The sequence below is a fragment of the Mesorhizobium sp. INR15 genome, assembly GCF_015500075.1.
Classification (GTDB): Bacteria; Pseudomonadota; Alphaproteobacteria; order Rhizobiales; family Rhizobiaceae; genus Mesorhizobium.
This window is the reverse complement of the sequence record NZ_CP045496.1, coordinates 6531275-6545326: the sequence shown is the minus strand read 5'-3', so window position 1 is coordinate 6545326 and position 14052 is coordinate 6531275. Positions and strand designations below refer to the sequence as shown.

Sequence of the window (14052 nt, the reverse complement as noted above, 5' to 3'; positions counted from 1 at the left end):
GGCAATATATTTGCCACGGGCAATCTGATCCGCATCCGCGCTGAAGGTAGGGCTTGCGAATACCCATGTCGCGAACAACAACGTCAAAGCGGCACCCAGGCAACGATACAGGCGGGGCATGGCGCGGCTCATGACTTTGCCTCCCCGGCAGCGCCGCCAGCCGCGGTCCCCTGCTGCCCCAGAAGATGCGAGACAGAGCGCAGCGCCACCGCCAGGCCATTTTCCGTCGAATTGCAGGTCGCCGATGTCGGCAGCACGCCGGTACTCGCGAGAAACAGGTTCTCATGGTCGTGCGCGCGACCGTACCCATCGCAGACTGAGGTCTTGGGGTCGCTGCCCATGCTCAGCGTGCCGCAGATATGCTGGTTGTTGGCGAAGTCGCCTTCCTTGCTGAAGCGTAGATTGGTACCGCCCATCAGCTCAGCGATGCGCTTAAAATCCTGCTGGGATCGCTCGTGGCCGCGTACGGTATAATCGACTATTGCATAATGCGCCTCGGGCTTGGGGATGCCCATCGCATCCTTTTCCGAGCTTAGCGTGATCCGGTGCGCGGGGTCAGGCAGTACCTCCAGCACGTTCTTCACGTTCACCTCGCGCGCAGCACTGTAGCGCAGGCGCTTTTCGAGTTCGCTGCCGTAGACGCCCGCCGCGATCAGGCTCTTCGTCGCACCATCGACACGCGAGATGTTGGTGAAATCGAGTCGGTAGGGCGCATGTTCGGAGCGGAACGCGCCGTCGCGCATCGTATTGATGGAGCTCGGGCTCTGCGGCCCGCGCCCCAGCCACACCTCCTCGTCTGCGTCGAAGGTAAGCGAGGTGCTGGGGTGATCCATCAGGTTGCGGCCGACCATGTCGGAACTGTTGGCAAGTCCGGTCGGAAATTTGGAGCTGGCCGACAGCAGCAGCAGGCGAGGGCTTTCAATGCCATTGGCGGCGACGAAGAAGGTCTTAGCCGTCACCCGGTGCGAGATCTTGTCGGGATCGTAATAGAGGGCGACCGCGATATGGCCCTTCTCGTCATGTTCGAGCCTGTAGACATTGGCGTTTGGAACCAACCTTGCCCCGGCCGCCTCGGCGTACTGCGCGGCAAGCCCGCCATGGAACTGGGCATCGATGGGGCAGATCGGCTGGCAGGAGTTGTTGCCGCAACAGGCTGGCCGCCCGTGATAGGGGCGGCTATTGCGCGCCGTGGTGTTGGTCACGACCTGATAGTCAGAGGCAAGCCGCTCGCGCAGGCGCGCCATGGCATAAGGCTCGGCCACGGGCTCCATCGGAAAGGGCTTTGTGCGCGGGGAACCCGTGTTGGGTGCGCCGGAGACGCCCATGATCTCCTCGGCTTCCTGATAGAAGGGTTCGAGATCCTCATAGGTCATCGGCCAGTCGGCACCGACGCCGTAGAGGCTCTTGATCCTAAAATCGTTGGGAACGTTGCGCCAGGCATGCGCCGCCCAGTGCCACGTCGTCCCACCGACCTGACGGATATATTCGGCGGGGTAAGGATACGGCCCAGCCTGCACGAGATAGTTGTTCGACTCGGGCTGGTAGACGGGGTGCGGCGCCCATGCGGCAGGCGGATAGGGCGACATCCAGTCGCTGCGACGGGTCGAGTTGCGGAAGCGCGCCACCAGTTCGCCGCGCGTAACACGCGGCCCTGCTTCCAGGATTATCACCGACGCGCCGGCAAGCGCGAGCTTACGCGCCACCAGCGAACCAATGATTCCCGAACCGACGACAACGAAATCCGCGGACAGGGCATCGGCCATGATATTTCCTCAGGTTGGTTTTCTGGCCCAACTGCCATAAGCGCCATAGGCGTAGGTCGGCGGTTTCAACACATCGGCGACCGTCTCGGCATTGAGGGCCGTCTCGAAGGCCAGACAACGTGCTTTGGCGCCGTCGCCGACGATGCCCATGTACCATGCCGTCACGATCCGCCTCGGCAGAGCGCCGAGCAGCGACTTTTCGTCGTCCAGTATTTTCTGCAACCGCATAGGATCGATCTTGCGCTGTTCGATCGTGTGGAGCAGCGACTTCGCCGCCGCCGGGAACCCTGGATCATCCAAGACAAGTGCTGCATACAGCCGCTGAGCCTGCGCCTGGTCGAGTGACTGGCGGCCAGCCAGGATCGCCGACAGCGCGAGGAATGCGCCATTGTCCGGGTCCGTCGCCTCCTGGGCCAGAGCCCATGGAATTATGGCGGCGGTGTAGGCAGAAACCAGCCCGAACAGCAGCAGCCGGCGTGAAGTGTCGGGAACACCCGGATGCTGGCTCATGGCTTGCATGATGGACACGACTCCTTTTGCTCGTGGCGGATGCCGCTACTTTCCCGACCCTGTAATCTTCAGTAGCCGAAAAGGGCAGGCGAAGCGGCAAGCGTGCCAACACCATCGCCGAGCAGGAACACCGCCAGAAGTGCCGCCGCCCAGAATGCCGGATACTCCCAGCCGCCGTCGGTATTGCTGAACAGCCATCCCTTCTTGCCATGCACGGTGACGATAGTGCCAAGGATGAGCGGTACCAGAAGCAGTGCGACATAGCGCGGATAGATACCAAGGATGAGAAAGGCCGCGCCGCCCAGTTCGGCCGCGATCGTCACATAGGCAAGCCAGCCGGGCAGCCCGAGCGATTTGAAGAAGGCAATCGTGCCGGGGATGGTGAATACACGGACTTTAAGCATCGCGTGGGCGATAAACATTGCGCCGAGGCAAAGCCTCATAAGAAGGATGCCGTACGGCCCGGCCACCTGATCGATCATCTTGCTCGCCCTCTGCCTGGCGCCGTGCAGTCAAGTGGCCCAGACGCTGGGCTGCCTGCAAGCGCACGGCTGCTTTTTACCAGTGTCAACTTCCAAGAAAACAAGCCTTCCTGGCCACCCAACGTTATCACGGATGGCCCGCATCGGCGATGTCACCTTAACGTGAGTTTGGCGACCGGCTTTGTCACCATCGCCAACCCTTGCCGGGGCATGGTGTTGGCGCTCGAATGCGCACTCGTCGATGACGGTCACCAACCCTCGAAGCCGATCGGCCGCCAGACGACCCCGCTTTCGTCTGCCGTAGCGGCGGTACTTGAGTGAAACTCAAGAGAATCGCGCGGTCCAGGATCGCCCCATTCCCTTTCGGCCTGATGCTACGGGAGCTTCCACCATGCTGGCACGCCTACGCCACGTAGGACTAGCGCTTAGTGCATGATTTCGAACAGCTCTTGCTCCAACCCATCGCAGGCTAGTGTGCGGGACGTGATGTGCCTATACTGGCAAATCGGCCGAGTTAATGGCGACTGGACGTAATCTGGCGGCGCTCAGTGCTCAATCAAAAATGCAGAGCGTCCTTGGTTCTGCCAATTGGACGCTGGGCGCTCTAGTGAGTGCCGATTGGTGGAGGCGGCTAATCGACGCGAAACTGCGCGAGTTTTTCCGCCTGAAACCAGCCTCCACGGGCCGGTTGGATACGCTTCGCGTAACGGCGCCCGTATTCCTGGCATTGATCGGCTTTTCCGTTGCGGGGAAGTTCCCTGAGGGCCTGATTGTCGCCCTTGGCGCCTATATCGTGCTGTTCGGCGTCGGCCAACCGGCTCAGCGAAGGCTCATCACATTCGTCTGGGCCGCGGGACTGATGCTCGGTGCGATCAGCCTGGGTGCGCTTGTCGCCTCGTCATTCTGGCTGCAGCTGCTTGCTTATGTCGGTGTGGCACTACTTGCGGCGATCGGCTCAGTCGCTCTCGATCTCGGGCCGCCCGGTCCCTACTTCTTCGTTCTCATGGTCGGAGGAGGGACGCTGCTGGGGGCCGGCGGGGTGCCGCTGACCGACCTCCTGCCTTATCTGGCTCTTGGCAATGTTCTGGCTGCCGTCTTTGGCATGGCCGACCTCGCATTCGACCGTTACCGCCCGGAGCGCGAAGCCATCGCCGCAGCAAGTGCGGCTGTTGCTGGGCTACGGGCGGAAGTCCAGGCGACGCCCCCGAAGTCCCCTGCGCAAGAACTGCGCGCGGGGCTCGACCAGCGCCTCTGCACGACTGCGGCGGCAATCACCAAAGCATGGGATACTGCATTAAGCGGACTTTCCGACGCCACGGGCGAAGCCGCCGCCATACTCCAGGCCAGCCTTCTGCAGATCCACCGGGAGTATCAGCAACTCTTCCTGCATGCGGTTGGCTTGAAACAGCCTCCGGGCAGCGGGGGGGGTGGCGATGGCGCGTTCGCCTATTCGAGGATCGAATTACCTGCCTCGTTAAGCGAGGCGCGTCGTGCCGCGTTCGGCGCGCCCTCGCTCGGCTACAGAATGGCCCAGGGTATAACATGGCCGTCCGTGACGCTCATTGCCTTCGCCCGCGTTGCGCTGGCCCTGGTTCTGGCAAACCTTGCGGTTCACTTTGCCGGCTCCCGCCATCCGTTCTGGGCCGTTCTCGTCGTTGTGCTCATTCTGTCCTTCCCCGGCGATCAATCACAGTTGCGCCAGCGCAGCGTGCAACGCTTCGTCGGAACGGCTATCGGCATCGCGGTGTTCCTGCCGCTGGCACAATTTCATCTCGCAGAAACCGCTTCGGTCGCAGTGCTCTGCGCGCTCTTTTGGGGTATTTCCCGGCTCTCGACACGCAACTACATGGTCGGCAGCGTGCTGATCACGGCTTTCGCGCTGGTGCTGACAGTGCCGCTCAGCCCCGCCGAAACACCTGGACAGCTTGCTTTCAGCCGGATCACCGACACGCTCTTCGCGGTTGTCGCTGCGGTCTTTGCGATCCAGATGATCGGGTCGAGCTTCGCCGATGCTCTGTCGCTTCAAAGCGCTAGGCGAATCGCCAAGGCCGCACAGGCGGTTCTCGATCATGTCGAGCGGGGTGACGATTTCCTGCGGCCGGCATTTGTCGAGCAGAGGCGACGGCTCCAATGGAGCCTCTTCCGAGTGGGATCAGCGCTAAAGGTCGCAGACCCCGCCGCCACAGAAAGAACCAGCTCCTTCGACGCTCTGGAACGGGCTTGCGGCTCAAGCGGCCTGTGGGTCCTCGGAGTAGCCTGGACCGCCCCGGGCGTCGTCGATAAACCCGCCTTGGGAGCCATGCGCAATCGGCTCGCAAGGGTCGCCCCGATCACCTTAGATGCACCTCAGGAGGCACGTACGCTCAGCGAAGCCCTCGTCGTCGCAAGTCAATAACCCCGTTGCACGGTCAGGCCGGCTTGTGTCTGTTTGCATTGAGTACTAGCACCAGCATTGTCACTCGGGATCTTTGCTCTTTGGTTGGAAACCTAAGAACGGTTGCCCCTATCTCATCGACGGCGGGGCCACGGAGCCTCGTGCGATGATCGCGGTCGGCAGAATGAGCCTCTCGGGGGGGCACCTCACCTTTCAACCGGCGAATGAGCAGGTCCGCGACGCTTTTGCCAAGCGCATAGATGGGCTGATCTTGTGACGCTCGTCCAGTCCGCATCATGGAAGGTGATCAGCGAAATGTCCTCTGGGAAGCCTGAGGTCACGCTGACGGAAGACTTTGAAGATCTCCAGCGCGATGAGGCCGTCGGAGGCAGGATCGCCGTTGGCAGGCCAGGCCGGACAGCAGTTCGTCGGCGAGCCTGCGCGTTTCTTCGGGGCTTCCCGCCCAATATTCCTGGATAGAAATCGGATCAACTGCCAACAAAATGTGCAAGGTCGGTCGACCCGCGCCGGTCGGAAAATGAGGAGGGTGGTTTCCGGCACCATCGCCTCGACGCGTTCGTGCTTGGGTTGACGCGGGAGTCGACGAATTGGAAATGAGGCGATCGAAATTTAAGGCTTTTCCAGACGAAAAATGACCGGCGCCCTCGCTGGGAGGTTGCCCGAATGGTGCCGGCCAGACGGTCCTTTCAGGTCCGCCGCTCGCCAGATATGGCTGAGTCTTTCCGTCGCGTCAGGTGATCACGGACTAAGCGCTGGCTTTCCGGTTTACAGATGCCTTCTCGGCTGATGCGAGGGGTTCTGCCTTGCGGCCAAGCCCGATGACTTCGCCAGTTGGGAGCGCTGGGCGGCGTAATTCGGAGTTGTCATCGGGTAATCGTGCGGCAAGTTCCATTTGGCGCGATAGGTGTCCGGCGTCAGGCCGAAGTCCGTGCTTAGATGCCGCTTCACGGATTTGAACTTCTTGCCGTCTTCGAGGCAGATAATGAAGTCCGGCGTCAGCTTCCGCTGAGCAGTGCGATGCGTTCAGCCGTCAGGTGCATCGCATTCCCCGGATCTCGATATCAGCCGCCAGGATGTTGATCGCGTTGCAGCTGCCGCTCATCGCAGCAATTATCGCAGATAGGGACCATCCTACGTGTGAAGGTGATAGAGCTTGCTGACGATCTTCCACTCTCCTGCGATCTTGAGCAGCGAAAGGTAGTCGGTGAACTTCATGCTTCCGAACTCGTCCTCAACCTTCACCGTGGCTGCATCGACCGTGATGTCGAGCAACGAGACTTTCCAGTTGGGGCTGCTGTTCGGTGCTAAGCCCGCGCCCATCACCTCGCCGACATAGGCATCGACGCTCAGCCATTCGACCGCGCCTTGGTAGTTGCCGATGATTGATGCTGATGCGTGAAACGCCGCTCGCAGCTTTTGCGCGTCGGCAGCGGACATGGCCAGGACGTAGGCATCAACCACAGCATTGATTTGGCTTTCGTCGGTTCGCGACATCGAGTATATCCCCGAGCTTTCGCCGAAATCATAGCCCAACAAAGGAGCATCCGCCACTCCGCCGCACCGTCAGGCGGCACCATCGCTCGCGCTTCTCAAAAACTTGGTAGTGGCATTTGAAAGCCTCCTCCTTCATGGCTCGCTTTGCGGAAAACCCGCAACGTCCGCGAAGACTCATCGCACGCTAGAGTCGTAACAGGCATCTATCCAGCGCAAGATTGTCGCAAAAAGCGGAAGAGTGTACTTTATCCGGCTCGTGAGGATCTGCTAATGTTTCAGCGAGGAGCATTCGCAGGAGAGCATGTGAACCGACGGCAGTTGCGGACCGACATTGAGGCGGACAGCAAAAACACTCTGGCAACGTCAGTGTATGGCCAGCTTCGTCATGACCTCCTGAATGGCCTCTTTGAACCTGAAAGTGTCCGTCGTCAGAACATTCGGCTCAGTTTGCGGCGTAGCTTAGCGGAGTGTCGGCCTCATCTTGGGGTTGATGTTATGCGGCGATCTTGCGGTGCTGCAAGCGCCGATGTTGGATGGTTTGCCGTTTGATCCTTTCGCGCTGTTTGATGATGGTCTGGGCCCTGCCGAAGTAGGCGTCGGCTGGGGTCACGTTGTCGAGGCTCTCGTGGTAGCGCCGATGGTTGTAATGCTCGATGAAGGCTGCGATCTGGGCTTCGAGGTCGCCGGGCAGGAAGTAGTTTTCCAGCAGGATCCGGTTCTTGAGGGTCTGGTGCCAGCGCTCGATCTTGCCCTGGGTTTGGGGATGCATCGGGGCGCCCCGAACATGGCTCATGCGTTGGGCCTCGATATAATCGGCCAGTTCGCCGGCGATATAGCTGGGGCCATTGTCGCTCAACAGACGTGGCTTGTGGCGGACATGGGCCTGATCGCAGCCTGAGGCGGCCAACGCCAGATCCAGCGTGTCGGTGACGTCCTGCGCCCGCATGGTGCTGCACAGCTTCCAGGCGATGATGTAGCGGGAGTAATCGTCGAGCACGGTTGACAGATACATCCAGCCCCAACCGATGATCTTGAAGTAGGTAAAATCGGTCTGCCACATCTCGTTGGGCCGAGTGGTTTTGGTGTGGAACTCGTTCGCCGCCTTGATCACCACATAGGCCGGGCTGGTGATCAGATCGTAGGCCTTGAGCAGCCGGTAAACACTGGCTTCCGACACGAAGTAGCGCTTCTCGTCGGTGAACCGCACCGCCAGTTCGCGCGGGCTGAGCTCGGACTGCTCCAGCGCCAGTTCGATGATCTGGTCATGGATGGCAGGCGGGATGCGGTTCCACACGCGGCTCGGCGCCGATGGTCGATCTTCCAGCGCCTCAGGGCCGCCACCGAGATAGCGGTCATACCAGCGATAGAAGGTCCGTCGTGGGACCCCCAGCCGGTCCAGCGTTTTGCGGGTGGGCAGGTGCGACTGCTCGACGAGCCTGATGATCTCGAGCTTTTCGAATGCGGGATATCTCATTCTTGCTCGTCCCCATCTGCGATCATGCTTTTTTTGAGCAGGCGGTTTTCCAGCGTCAGGTCGGCAACGCATTCCTTCAACGCGCTGGCTTCGCGGCGCAGGTCCTTGACCTCATCGCTGGTGGCAGCACGCGCCGTATCGCCAGCCAGGCGGCGCTTGCCGGCCTCCATGAACTCTTTCGACCAGGTGTAATACAGGCTCTGCGCGATGCCTTCCTTGCGGCACAGCTCGGCGATGCTGTCTTCGCCGCGCAAACCGTCCAGCACGATCCGGATCTTGTCTTCCGCTGAAAAGTGCCGTCGGGTCGCCCGGCGGATGTCCTTCACAACCTGCTCGGCAGGCTTTTTGGCACTTGAGGATCTAGGGTTCATCTTGGTTCCTTCGTCAGCTGACGAGACCAAAACCCTCCTTAATTCACAACCTCAAATCTGGGACACAGGTGCTGACGGGGAACACCTGAAAGCAAACTGCGGGTGGAACGCGTCATCAAGGACTACAGATGTGGTGCATCGCCTGTGCGGGAGGCTCTCAATAGATTGGCTGCCGAAGGACTCCTCGAGCGGTACGACCAACGAGGTTTTTCGATCAGATCGGTTAGTGCCAAGGAACTCGAAGAATTGACGCGCACCCGCTGCTGGCTTGAAGAACGTGCGCTGAGCGAGTCCATAACTAACCGCACAACCGCTTGGGAAGAACGGCTCGTTTTGGCGTTGCATAAATTGTCCCGCGCCTCGCGGCACGTACAAGAAAAACCATCCTCGAGAGACCCAGAATGGGAGAAGGTCCACCTGGACTTCCATCAGGCGCTCATATCGGCATGCAGATCAAATTTTCTGATTACGTTCTGCAATCAAATAGCCGATCAGATGCACCGCTACAGGGTGCTGACTATCTCAGAGGATGCCCAACGTGATTGCATGGAAGAGCACCGGCTTATCGCCGAAGCGGCTTTGGATGGCGACATCGGTAAGGCGGTAGCGGCGTTGATCGCCCACTACAACAAGTCGGCCGAGCTCTGCCAAGCAAAACTCGGATAGCGACCGATCGGCTCAAACTGCCAACAATCGCTCGGTTCGTCTTCATCGCCCCATTCCGCCATGAAGTCGGCCCACCGCTAACTAGAGGATGGGTCAGCCGCCAAAAGTAGCTCAAACATCTTGTCGCGCGTGATCCGTTAAACCGCCATCACATAATCCTCGCGCAATCGATCTACATCCGCAACTCCGGGAATGCCAAATGGTCCTCACCCAACCTTCTGACGCAAGATCAACATGAGCCGATACGATATGACCGACTTCGAGTGGCGTAGAGGCGCCAGCCTCGGTAAGTTGCTCTCGCGCGAACTGGAGCAGTTCCGACAGGCAAGCTAATCGCTTTTGCGATTATCGCCGCTCGGGATCTTCGCAAGCTGCCGTTCAGCCGTCAGACAAGCAACGCTTAGCAGCGTGTCCACCTCCAGCACTTCAAGCGTGTCTCCAGCCTCGGCAATTCGCCTACGTAACGTTTTAAGCGTTCCGACTACCAGCCGCAGCGCCGGGTTCTCAGGAATCATCTGAAAAGGTCTTTGTGGCGAGCCTTTAACAGTTTGGAAGCGAGTGGTTTCCGGGTGGCACGCGTCCCCGGTGGTAGGTAAGCGCAACTACCTCGGCTCGTTTGTCATGCTGAGGTATGTCGGGTCGAACTCGGCAACCGCCGCGAGCCGATCCCAGTCCAGGATCGAGATTGTGTGATTGGCCCAGCTGATGAGGCCTGTCTTACGCAATGCCCCGATAACTCGATTCATATGTACAATCGACAATCCCATGACATCAGCCATTTCCGCCTGCGAAAGAGGAAACCGGAAGCTCGTCCCATCGGTGTGTTTGACGACCTGCAGCCGAATATATAGTTCGCAGATCAGATGGGCGAGATGCGACGTCTTGGACCGGCGTCCCATAGCGACAATCCATTCGCGGTGGATCGCACCGTCGACGAGTGTGTCCAGCCACAAGAGGCGCGTCAGGTGAGGCGCTTTTTCGGTGATGGTACGCAGCTTGCCGTGGTCGGCAAACATGACCCGGCATGGCGAAAGGGCTATTATGCCGTGATCCATGGTCTTGAGCAGAAAGGCATGGAGGTCGACAAAATCGCCAGGCACCTGAAAGGCGGTGAACTGCCTGCCACCGTCCTCCAGCACCTTGTAACGGGCCGCCAGCCCCTCGACGACCACCGTGCTGTAGAGAGGCCGGGAGCCGGCCACGACCAGATCCTGTCCCACGGCAAAATCTTTCCCTGTTACAATCACTTCAGCCAGCATGGCCCGCTCGATGTCAGAGAGAGCGTCATGTTGTAGAAGCTGCAGGTAAAGCGGTTCAAGCATCTCTGGCATCGACCTAGGGCGTCCACCCGTATTGCCGATGCTCACAGGCTGGGCGGATGACGGGTGTGGAACCGCAATTCTTGCGTTGTTCCCTTTTAGTTGTCAGCGGAACTAACGTCAAACCGGCGGATTATGCTCCGAGATAGGACACCGGCCGAGCCATGCATCGTTACTTTTTCGATGTCTACAACACGGAGAGTCAGGTTCTTGACGACGATGGGCAACTCCTGGAATCGCGAGAGCGGGCTCGCCAGGAAGCACTGCGTATCCTTCATGATGTCGCCTACGAGGAAATGCCAGATCGCGAGCTTGTCAAACTCACCGTCAAAGTGCGTGGCGAGACAGGAGCGCAGATGTTCGAGGCATCGCTGATACTAACGTCGGGGTGGAGCGCGTGAGCGATTATGCGTGGGAACCCGCATCGCTGGGAGCAGCCGGCGCGTTGTTCAGTAGGGTCGAGAGGGCTGTAGTGATTTGCGCGACGACAAAAGGCTTCTGGATCATGACGCTGTCCGGCACCCCGCGCGCATGCCATGCCGGGGCGCTGTCGCCACTCATATAAACCACCGGCATCGTGGGACCGGCCTCCCTGACATGTCGGGCAATGTCCCATCCCGACTGGCCCTCGCCCAAGCGAATGTCTGTCACCAACTCCTTGAACCGGCCCGGATCAGTATCGAACTGCGCCAACGCGCCTTCGCCAGTTTTCGCAGTCACGACGTCGAAACCTGCGTCGGTGAGGGCGCTCTCTACGTCGAACAGGATCAGGGCTTCGTCCTCGACGATTAGAATCGACTGTTTAAGCATACCAATGCCCCGGCCAGATTTTCCCTAGCGGGGGGCATAAGTCCGTAGAACGATTTTGGTTCCATCTCAGCGACGACTCAGCGCCTGGGCGCGACCATTCTGTGGTACGGTTGTCTAAAGCCGCGTCAACGAGGCACTGAGAGTGCGCGTGCGCAGCGACGTCATCGGTTGCTCTAGTGCGCGCGGATCAGATCGGCATTGACGCTGTCACTCAGTGAATGACGTATTGTTTTGCGGGAGTGAAGCCATAGAGGCATCGACGTCGAACGGAACAAGTGAAGCAATCGCCCTGACGCAAGGCGCTTGGCAATTGACGGCAGTTGAGAGGCGAGGCGAGGTCAATACTCCGAACACTTTACATGAACAACTACTTTAGCTGCCCACCATCTAATAGTCCCCATTGACCTCAATCCAGTAGCCATCGGGATCCTGTAGATAGACGGATGGCTGCCCGTCCGCCCTCACGTGCTCCTTGCCGATCTCGCCGGCAAGGTTGCAGAACGGAATACCCTTGCTTCTTAAATGCTGCAAAGCCTGCGCGAAATCGGTGGTGGAGATGCAAAAATGCGTCGACATCGTCACGAAGGTCTTGCCGAAATCACCTTCTATCAGATGAAGCGACTGTCCATCGCCAAGGCCGAACCAGCGGATGTTTGGCTTTCCTGCGCCACAAGCAATTTCGGGCAGTTGGAGTGCATTCTGATAGAACTTCGCGCTGGCTGCCAGATCGCGGACGCGGAGGGAAACATGATTTAGGCGCAGTGCCACCGCGACAGTCTCCTTAAGCCACCGAAAGTGGGATCGTGCGTTGGTCGAGCCTTTGCGTCAATAGGGTCATGGAGTCTCGGCACGCCAGACAATCGTGCCGCTGGCGCTTTCGCTCGATGGGATTTCAAGTGTTTGATGTCAATCAGAATGACATAATTATTGTTGCTGACGAATTTAATCAACGCAAGCCGAATGAAGGATTTGATGGCACTTATGGTGGCTCTGCTGATCTTTCCGACATGCTCACTGGTCTCCCGGTTCTAGCTACAATCGGTATTCGCGGGATTCGCAACACTATAAAGCCACCACCCACACTTTGACGCCGTCGCGGGTTTCACAGCCCTTGCAGCAGGTCAGGTAGACTGCTTGGTTGTTATCCACGAAGACCCGGCTCTGGGCCAACAATATTGGCCACTCCAACGCGGCCGTTCGCCGCGACATTCGGGATCGTGATTCTCCTACGCTGCGGTGCGCATCGCCATCGCTTACGGTCTGCGGTTGGCCCAGCGATGTGCGCCATGCGGTGGGCTTGCACGGCGCTTTGGAACAGTACTGTCAGCTCCCGATCTTGTCGTTTTGATCGTTGCGGCGTCGGCCCGATAACGGGAAACGATAGGAATGGGAGGCTTTCGTCACCCTCCCGCCACGGACCCTCTCAGGCGATCGGCGAGTCAAGAACACCAAAATCGACCGATCGCGCCCGCTGCTCTCCGCTGGGACCGCGCACATCTCGACCTAGCCGGAGCAATTCCCTGACAGCGTCCGAGCGGCTCGGTATTCTGTTTTCAAAGCGCCAAGCATCAACGACCGCAACCTCCTGGGCATTGAGCATGATCTGCAAACGGTAGGTGCGCTTTGGAATTGTCATCGTCTTCTGTCATCCCGAAAGGTCCACCGGCTGACATATCTGTGCCAGCCGGTGCGACGAAGTATCAGCAACAAATCAGGCATTAACGAGTTCCGGGCGGGCCATAGCACCGATTCCGCCCGGCGCGCGAGGGCGCGGCGCGATTATTGCCGGACACGGCGGAGGGTCGTCATCATCATCGGGCCTGAAAGACTGCCCCTGCCGCCGCCATGCTCTCAGAATGTCACGGCCGCGCGAATATGGTGGCCGGGATGACGCGCGCGTTGAATGGCCGTGCGCACGGTCGGGCATGTTGTCCAGCGCTTTCAAGGCTTTTAAAGTTTGCTCGACCGGAATTACCTTCCCATTGTCCAGCCGGCGCAGAGCCGGTTGATTTTCCACCGCAAAGGCATCAGACGCCCACGAGGCGAGTAAGGCCCGCTTCTCGTTCCGGCCCAAATGTGGATGTGTGACGACTTCGTCGGGATCGTCCAGCAGGCAAAAAACTGCTTCGAGCTTCGGCGAAGGTCGATGCGTCTTGAAAGGTATCGGATTCTGTTTGCTCATCTCCATTCTCCGCAATCTGGGCCTCCCGGCGAGGAGCCGGGAGGCGGACCGCAGTCAAAGGTGAAATTGGCCCTCAGGCCGCCTTGCGGGTGCGTTCCGTATCCTGCGCGATCTGCTTGCCGACCGCCGCCGCATCGCTAGAGCCGATGCTGATATGGCGCGGCTTCAGCTCCTCGGGGATTTCACGGACGATGTCGATGGTGAGCAGGCCGTTCTCGAGGTTTGCCCCAGCGATCTTCATGTGGTCGGCTAGTTTGAACGTCTGCCGGAAACTGCGGTAGGCAATGCCTTGATGGAGCAGTTGGCCTCCACTCTGATCATCGGCCTTCTGTCCGACGACGACCAGCTCCGGACCATGCTGGGTAAGCTCGACCTCATCTGGGCTGAATCCCGCGATTGCCATGGCAATGCGATAGTCGTTCTCGCCGACTTTTTCGATGTTGTAAGGGGGCCAGTCGGTGCGGGTGCCGCTATCGAGCATATCGAAAAGACGGTCGAAGCCGACGGTGGTGCGAAAAAGAGAGTCGAAGGTTTTCATCGCCATATTCTCCTTGAAGCAACATGGGTAGAAGGCACGCCGCCCCAT

At 59.4% G+C, this 14052-nt stretch carries 16 protein-coding genes and 2 pseudogenes; 5 read left to right on the top strand and 13 right to left on the bottom strand.

Features of this window, described 5'->3' with window-relative positions; translation table 11 throughout:
* Nucleotides 1-128 precede the first annotated feature (128 nt).
* Genes GA829_RS31750 through GA829_RS31740 form a run of 3 tightly spaced genes read right to left on the bottom strand, consistent with a single transcriptional unit; the run spans nt 129 to nt 2755 of the window.
* On the bottom strand, nt 129-1763 hold the full coding sequence (locus GA829_RS31750) for a GMC family oxidoreductase (protein ID WP_195176465.1): 1635 nt from the start codon (nt 1761-1763) through the stop codon (nt 129-131).
* 9 nt (nt 1764-1772) lie between these two features.
* The gene (locus GA829_RS31745; protein WP_210337724.1) at nt 1773-2282 is read right to left on the bottom strand and encodes a sugar dehydrogenase complex small subunit; all 510 of its coding nucleotides are present in this window, start codon (nt 2280-2282) and stop codon (nt 1773-1775) included.
* A 59-nt stretch (nt 2283-2341) separates the two neighbouring features.
* Nucleotides 2342-2755 (bottom strand): DoxX family protein, encoded by a 414-nt coding sequence (locus GA829_RS31740; protein ID WP_195176464.1) that lies wholly within the window; start codon nt 2753-2755, stop codon nt 2342-2344.
* A 517-nt stretch (nt 2756-3272) separates the two neighbouring features.
* On the opposite strand from GA829_RS31740, the gene GA829_RS31735 reads away from it, so the two are divergent.
* Nucleotides 3273-5150: an FUSC family protein gene (locus GA829_RS31735; protein WP_195176463.1), complete on the top strand. Its 1878-nt coding sequence runs from the start codon at nt 3273-3275 to the stop codon at nt 5148-5150.
* Between the two features lie 745 nt (nt 5151-5895).
* On the opposite strand, the pseudogene GA829_RS31730 reads toward GA829_RS31735, so the two are convergent.
* From GA829_RS31730 to GA829_RS31720, 3 genes and pseudogenes are all read right to left on the bottom strand, one after another.
* Nucleotides 5896-6158 (bottom strand): annotated as a pseudogene (locus GA829_RS31730) (Ros/MucR family transcriptional regulator); the annotation flags it as partial.
* 123 nt (nt 6159-6281) lie between these two features.
* A complete protein-coding gene (locus tag GA829_RS31725; protein ID WP_374940373.1) occupies nt 6282-6683 on the bottom strand; it encodes a nuclear transport factor 2 family protein in 402 nt (133 codons plus the stop codon).
* 454 nt (nt 6684-7137) lie between these two features.
* Nucleotides 7138-8489, bottom strand: a protein-coding gene (locus GA829_RS31720) for an IS3 family transposase (protein ID WP_195176347.1) whose coding sequence is annotated in 2 segments (ribosomal slippage) — nt 7138-8153 and nt 8153-8489 — 1353 coding nt in all. Because the reading frame shifts where the segments join, the coding sequence is not laid out codon by codon here.
* Between the two features lie 102 nt (nt 8490-8591).
* Here GA829_RS31720 and GA829_RS37405 point away from each other — a divergent pair.
* Both GA829_RS37405 and GA829_RS31715 read left to right on the top strand, forming a co-directional pair.
* Nucleotides 8592-8642 (top strand): annotated as a pseudogene (locus tag GA829_RS37405) (hypothetical protein); the annotation flags it as partial.
* A gap of 12 nt (nt 8643-8654) precedes the next feature.
* On the top strand, nt 8655-9155 hold the full coding sequence (locus tag GA829_RS31715; RefSeq protein ID WP_308462350.1) for a GntR family transcriptional regulator: 501 nt from the start codon (nt 8655-8657) through the stop codon (nt 9153-9155).
* A 329-nt stretch (nt 9156-9484) separates the two neighbouring features.
* On the opposite strand, the gene GA829_RS31710 is transcribed toward GA829_RS31715, so the two are convergent.
* Entirely contained in the window at nt 9485-9670 is a 186-nt protein-coding gene (locus GA829_RS31710; RefSeq protein ID WP_195176462.1) for a hypothetical protein, read from the bottom strand.
* 87 nt (nt 9671-9757) lie between these two features.
* Nucleotides 9758-10477, bottom strand: a complete 720-nt coding sequence (locus tag GA829_RS31705; RefSeq protein WP_195176461.1) for a Crp/Fnr family transcriptional regulator — start codon at nt 10475-10477, stop codon at nt 9758-9760.
* Between the two features lie 161 nt (nt 10478-10638).
* Here GA829_RS31705 and GA829_RS31700 point away from each other — a divergent pair, with 161 nt between their 5' ends.
* Complete coding sequence (locus GA829_RS31700; RefSeq protein WP_195176460.1) at nt 10639-10875, top strand: DUF6894 family protein; 237 nt, start codon at nt 10639-10641, stop codon at nt 10873-10875.
* A 4-nt stretch (nt 10876-10879) separates the two neighbouring features.
* Here the strand turns inward: GA829_RS31700 and GA829_RS31695 are convergent, their stop codons facing one another.
* Together GA829_RS31695 and GA829_RS31690 are read right to left on the bottom strand one after the other, a co-directional pair.
* Nucleotides 10880-11284, bottom strand: a complete 405-nt coding sequence (locus GA829_RS31695; RefSeq protein WP_195176459.1) for a response regulator — start codon at nt 11282-11284, stop codon at nt 10880-10882.
* 387 nt (nt 11285-11671) lie between these two features.
* Nucleotides 11672-12052, bottom strand: a complete 381-nt coding sequence (locus GA829_RS31690) for a VOC family protein (protein ID WP_195176458.1) — start codon at nt 12050-12052, stop codon at nt 11672-11674.
* A 128-nt stretch (nt 12053-12180) separates the two neighbouring features.
* Between GA829_RS31690 and GA829_RS31685 the strand changes: the two genes are divergently transcribed.
* The gene (locus GA829_RS31685; protein ID WP_195176457.1) at nt 12181-12372 is read left to right on the top strand and encodes a hypothetical protein; all 192 of its coding nucleotides are present in this window, start codon (nt 12181-12183) and stop codon (nt 12370-12372) included.
* Between the two features lie 335 nt (nt 12373-12707).
* On the opposite strand, the gene GA829_RS31680 is transcribed toward GA829_RS31685, so the two are convergent.
* The 3 genes from GA829_RS31680 to GA829_RS31670 form a co-directional block, all read right to left on the bottom strand.
* Entirely contained in the window at nt 12708-12920 is a 213-nt protein-coding gene (locus tag GA829_RS31680) for a hypothetical protein (protein WP_195176456.1), read from the bottom strand.
* Nucleotides 12921-12995: 75 nt separating this feature from the next.
* Complete coding sequence (locus GA829_RS31675) at nt 12996-13466, bottom strand: hypothetical protein (protein ID WP_195176455.1); 471 nt, start codon at nt 13464-13466, stop codon at nt 12996-12998.
* A 73-nt stretch (nt 13467-13539) separates the two neighbouring features.
* Nucleotides 13540-14004: an Hsp20 family protein gene (locus GA829_RS31670; protein WP_195176454.1), complete on the bottom strand. Its 465-nt coding sequence runs from the start codon at nt 14002-14004 to the stop codon at nt 13540-13542.
* Between the last annotated feature and the right edge of the window lie 48 nt (nt 14005-14052).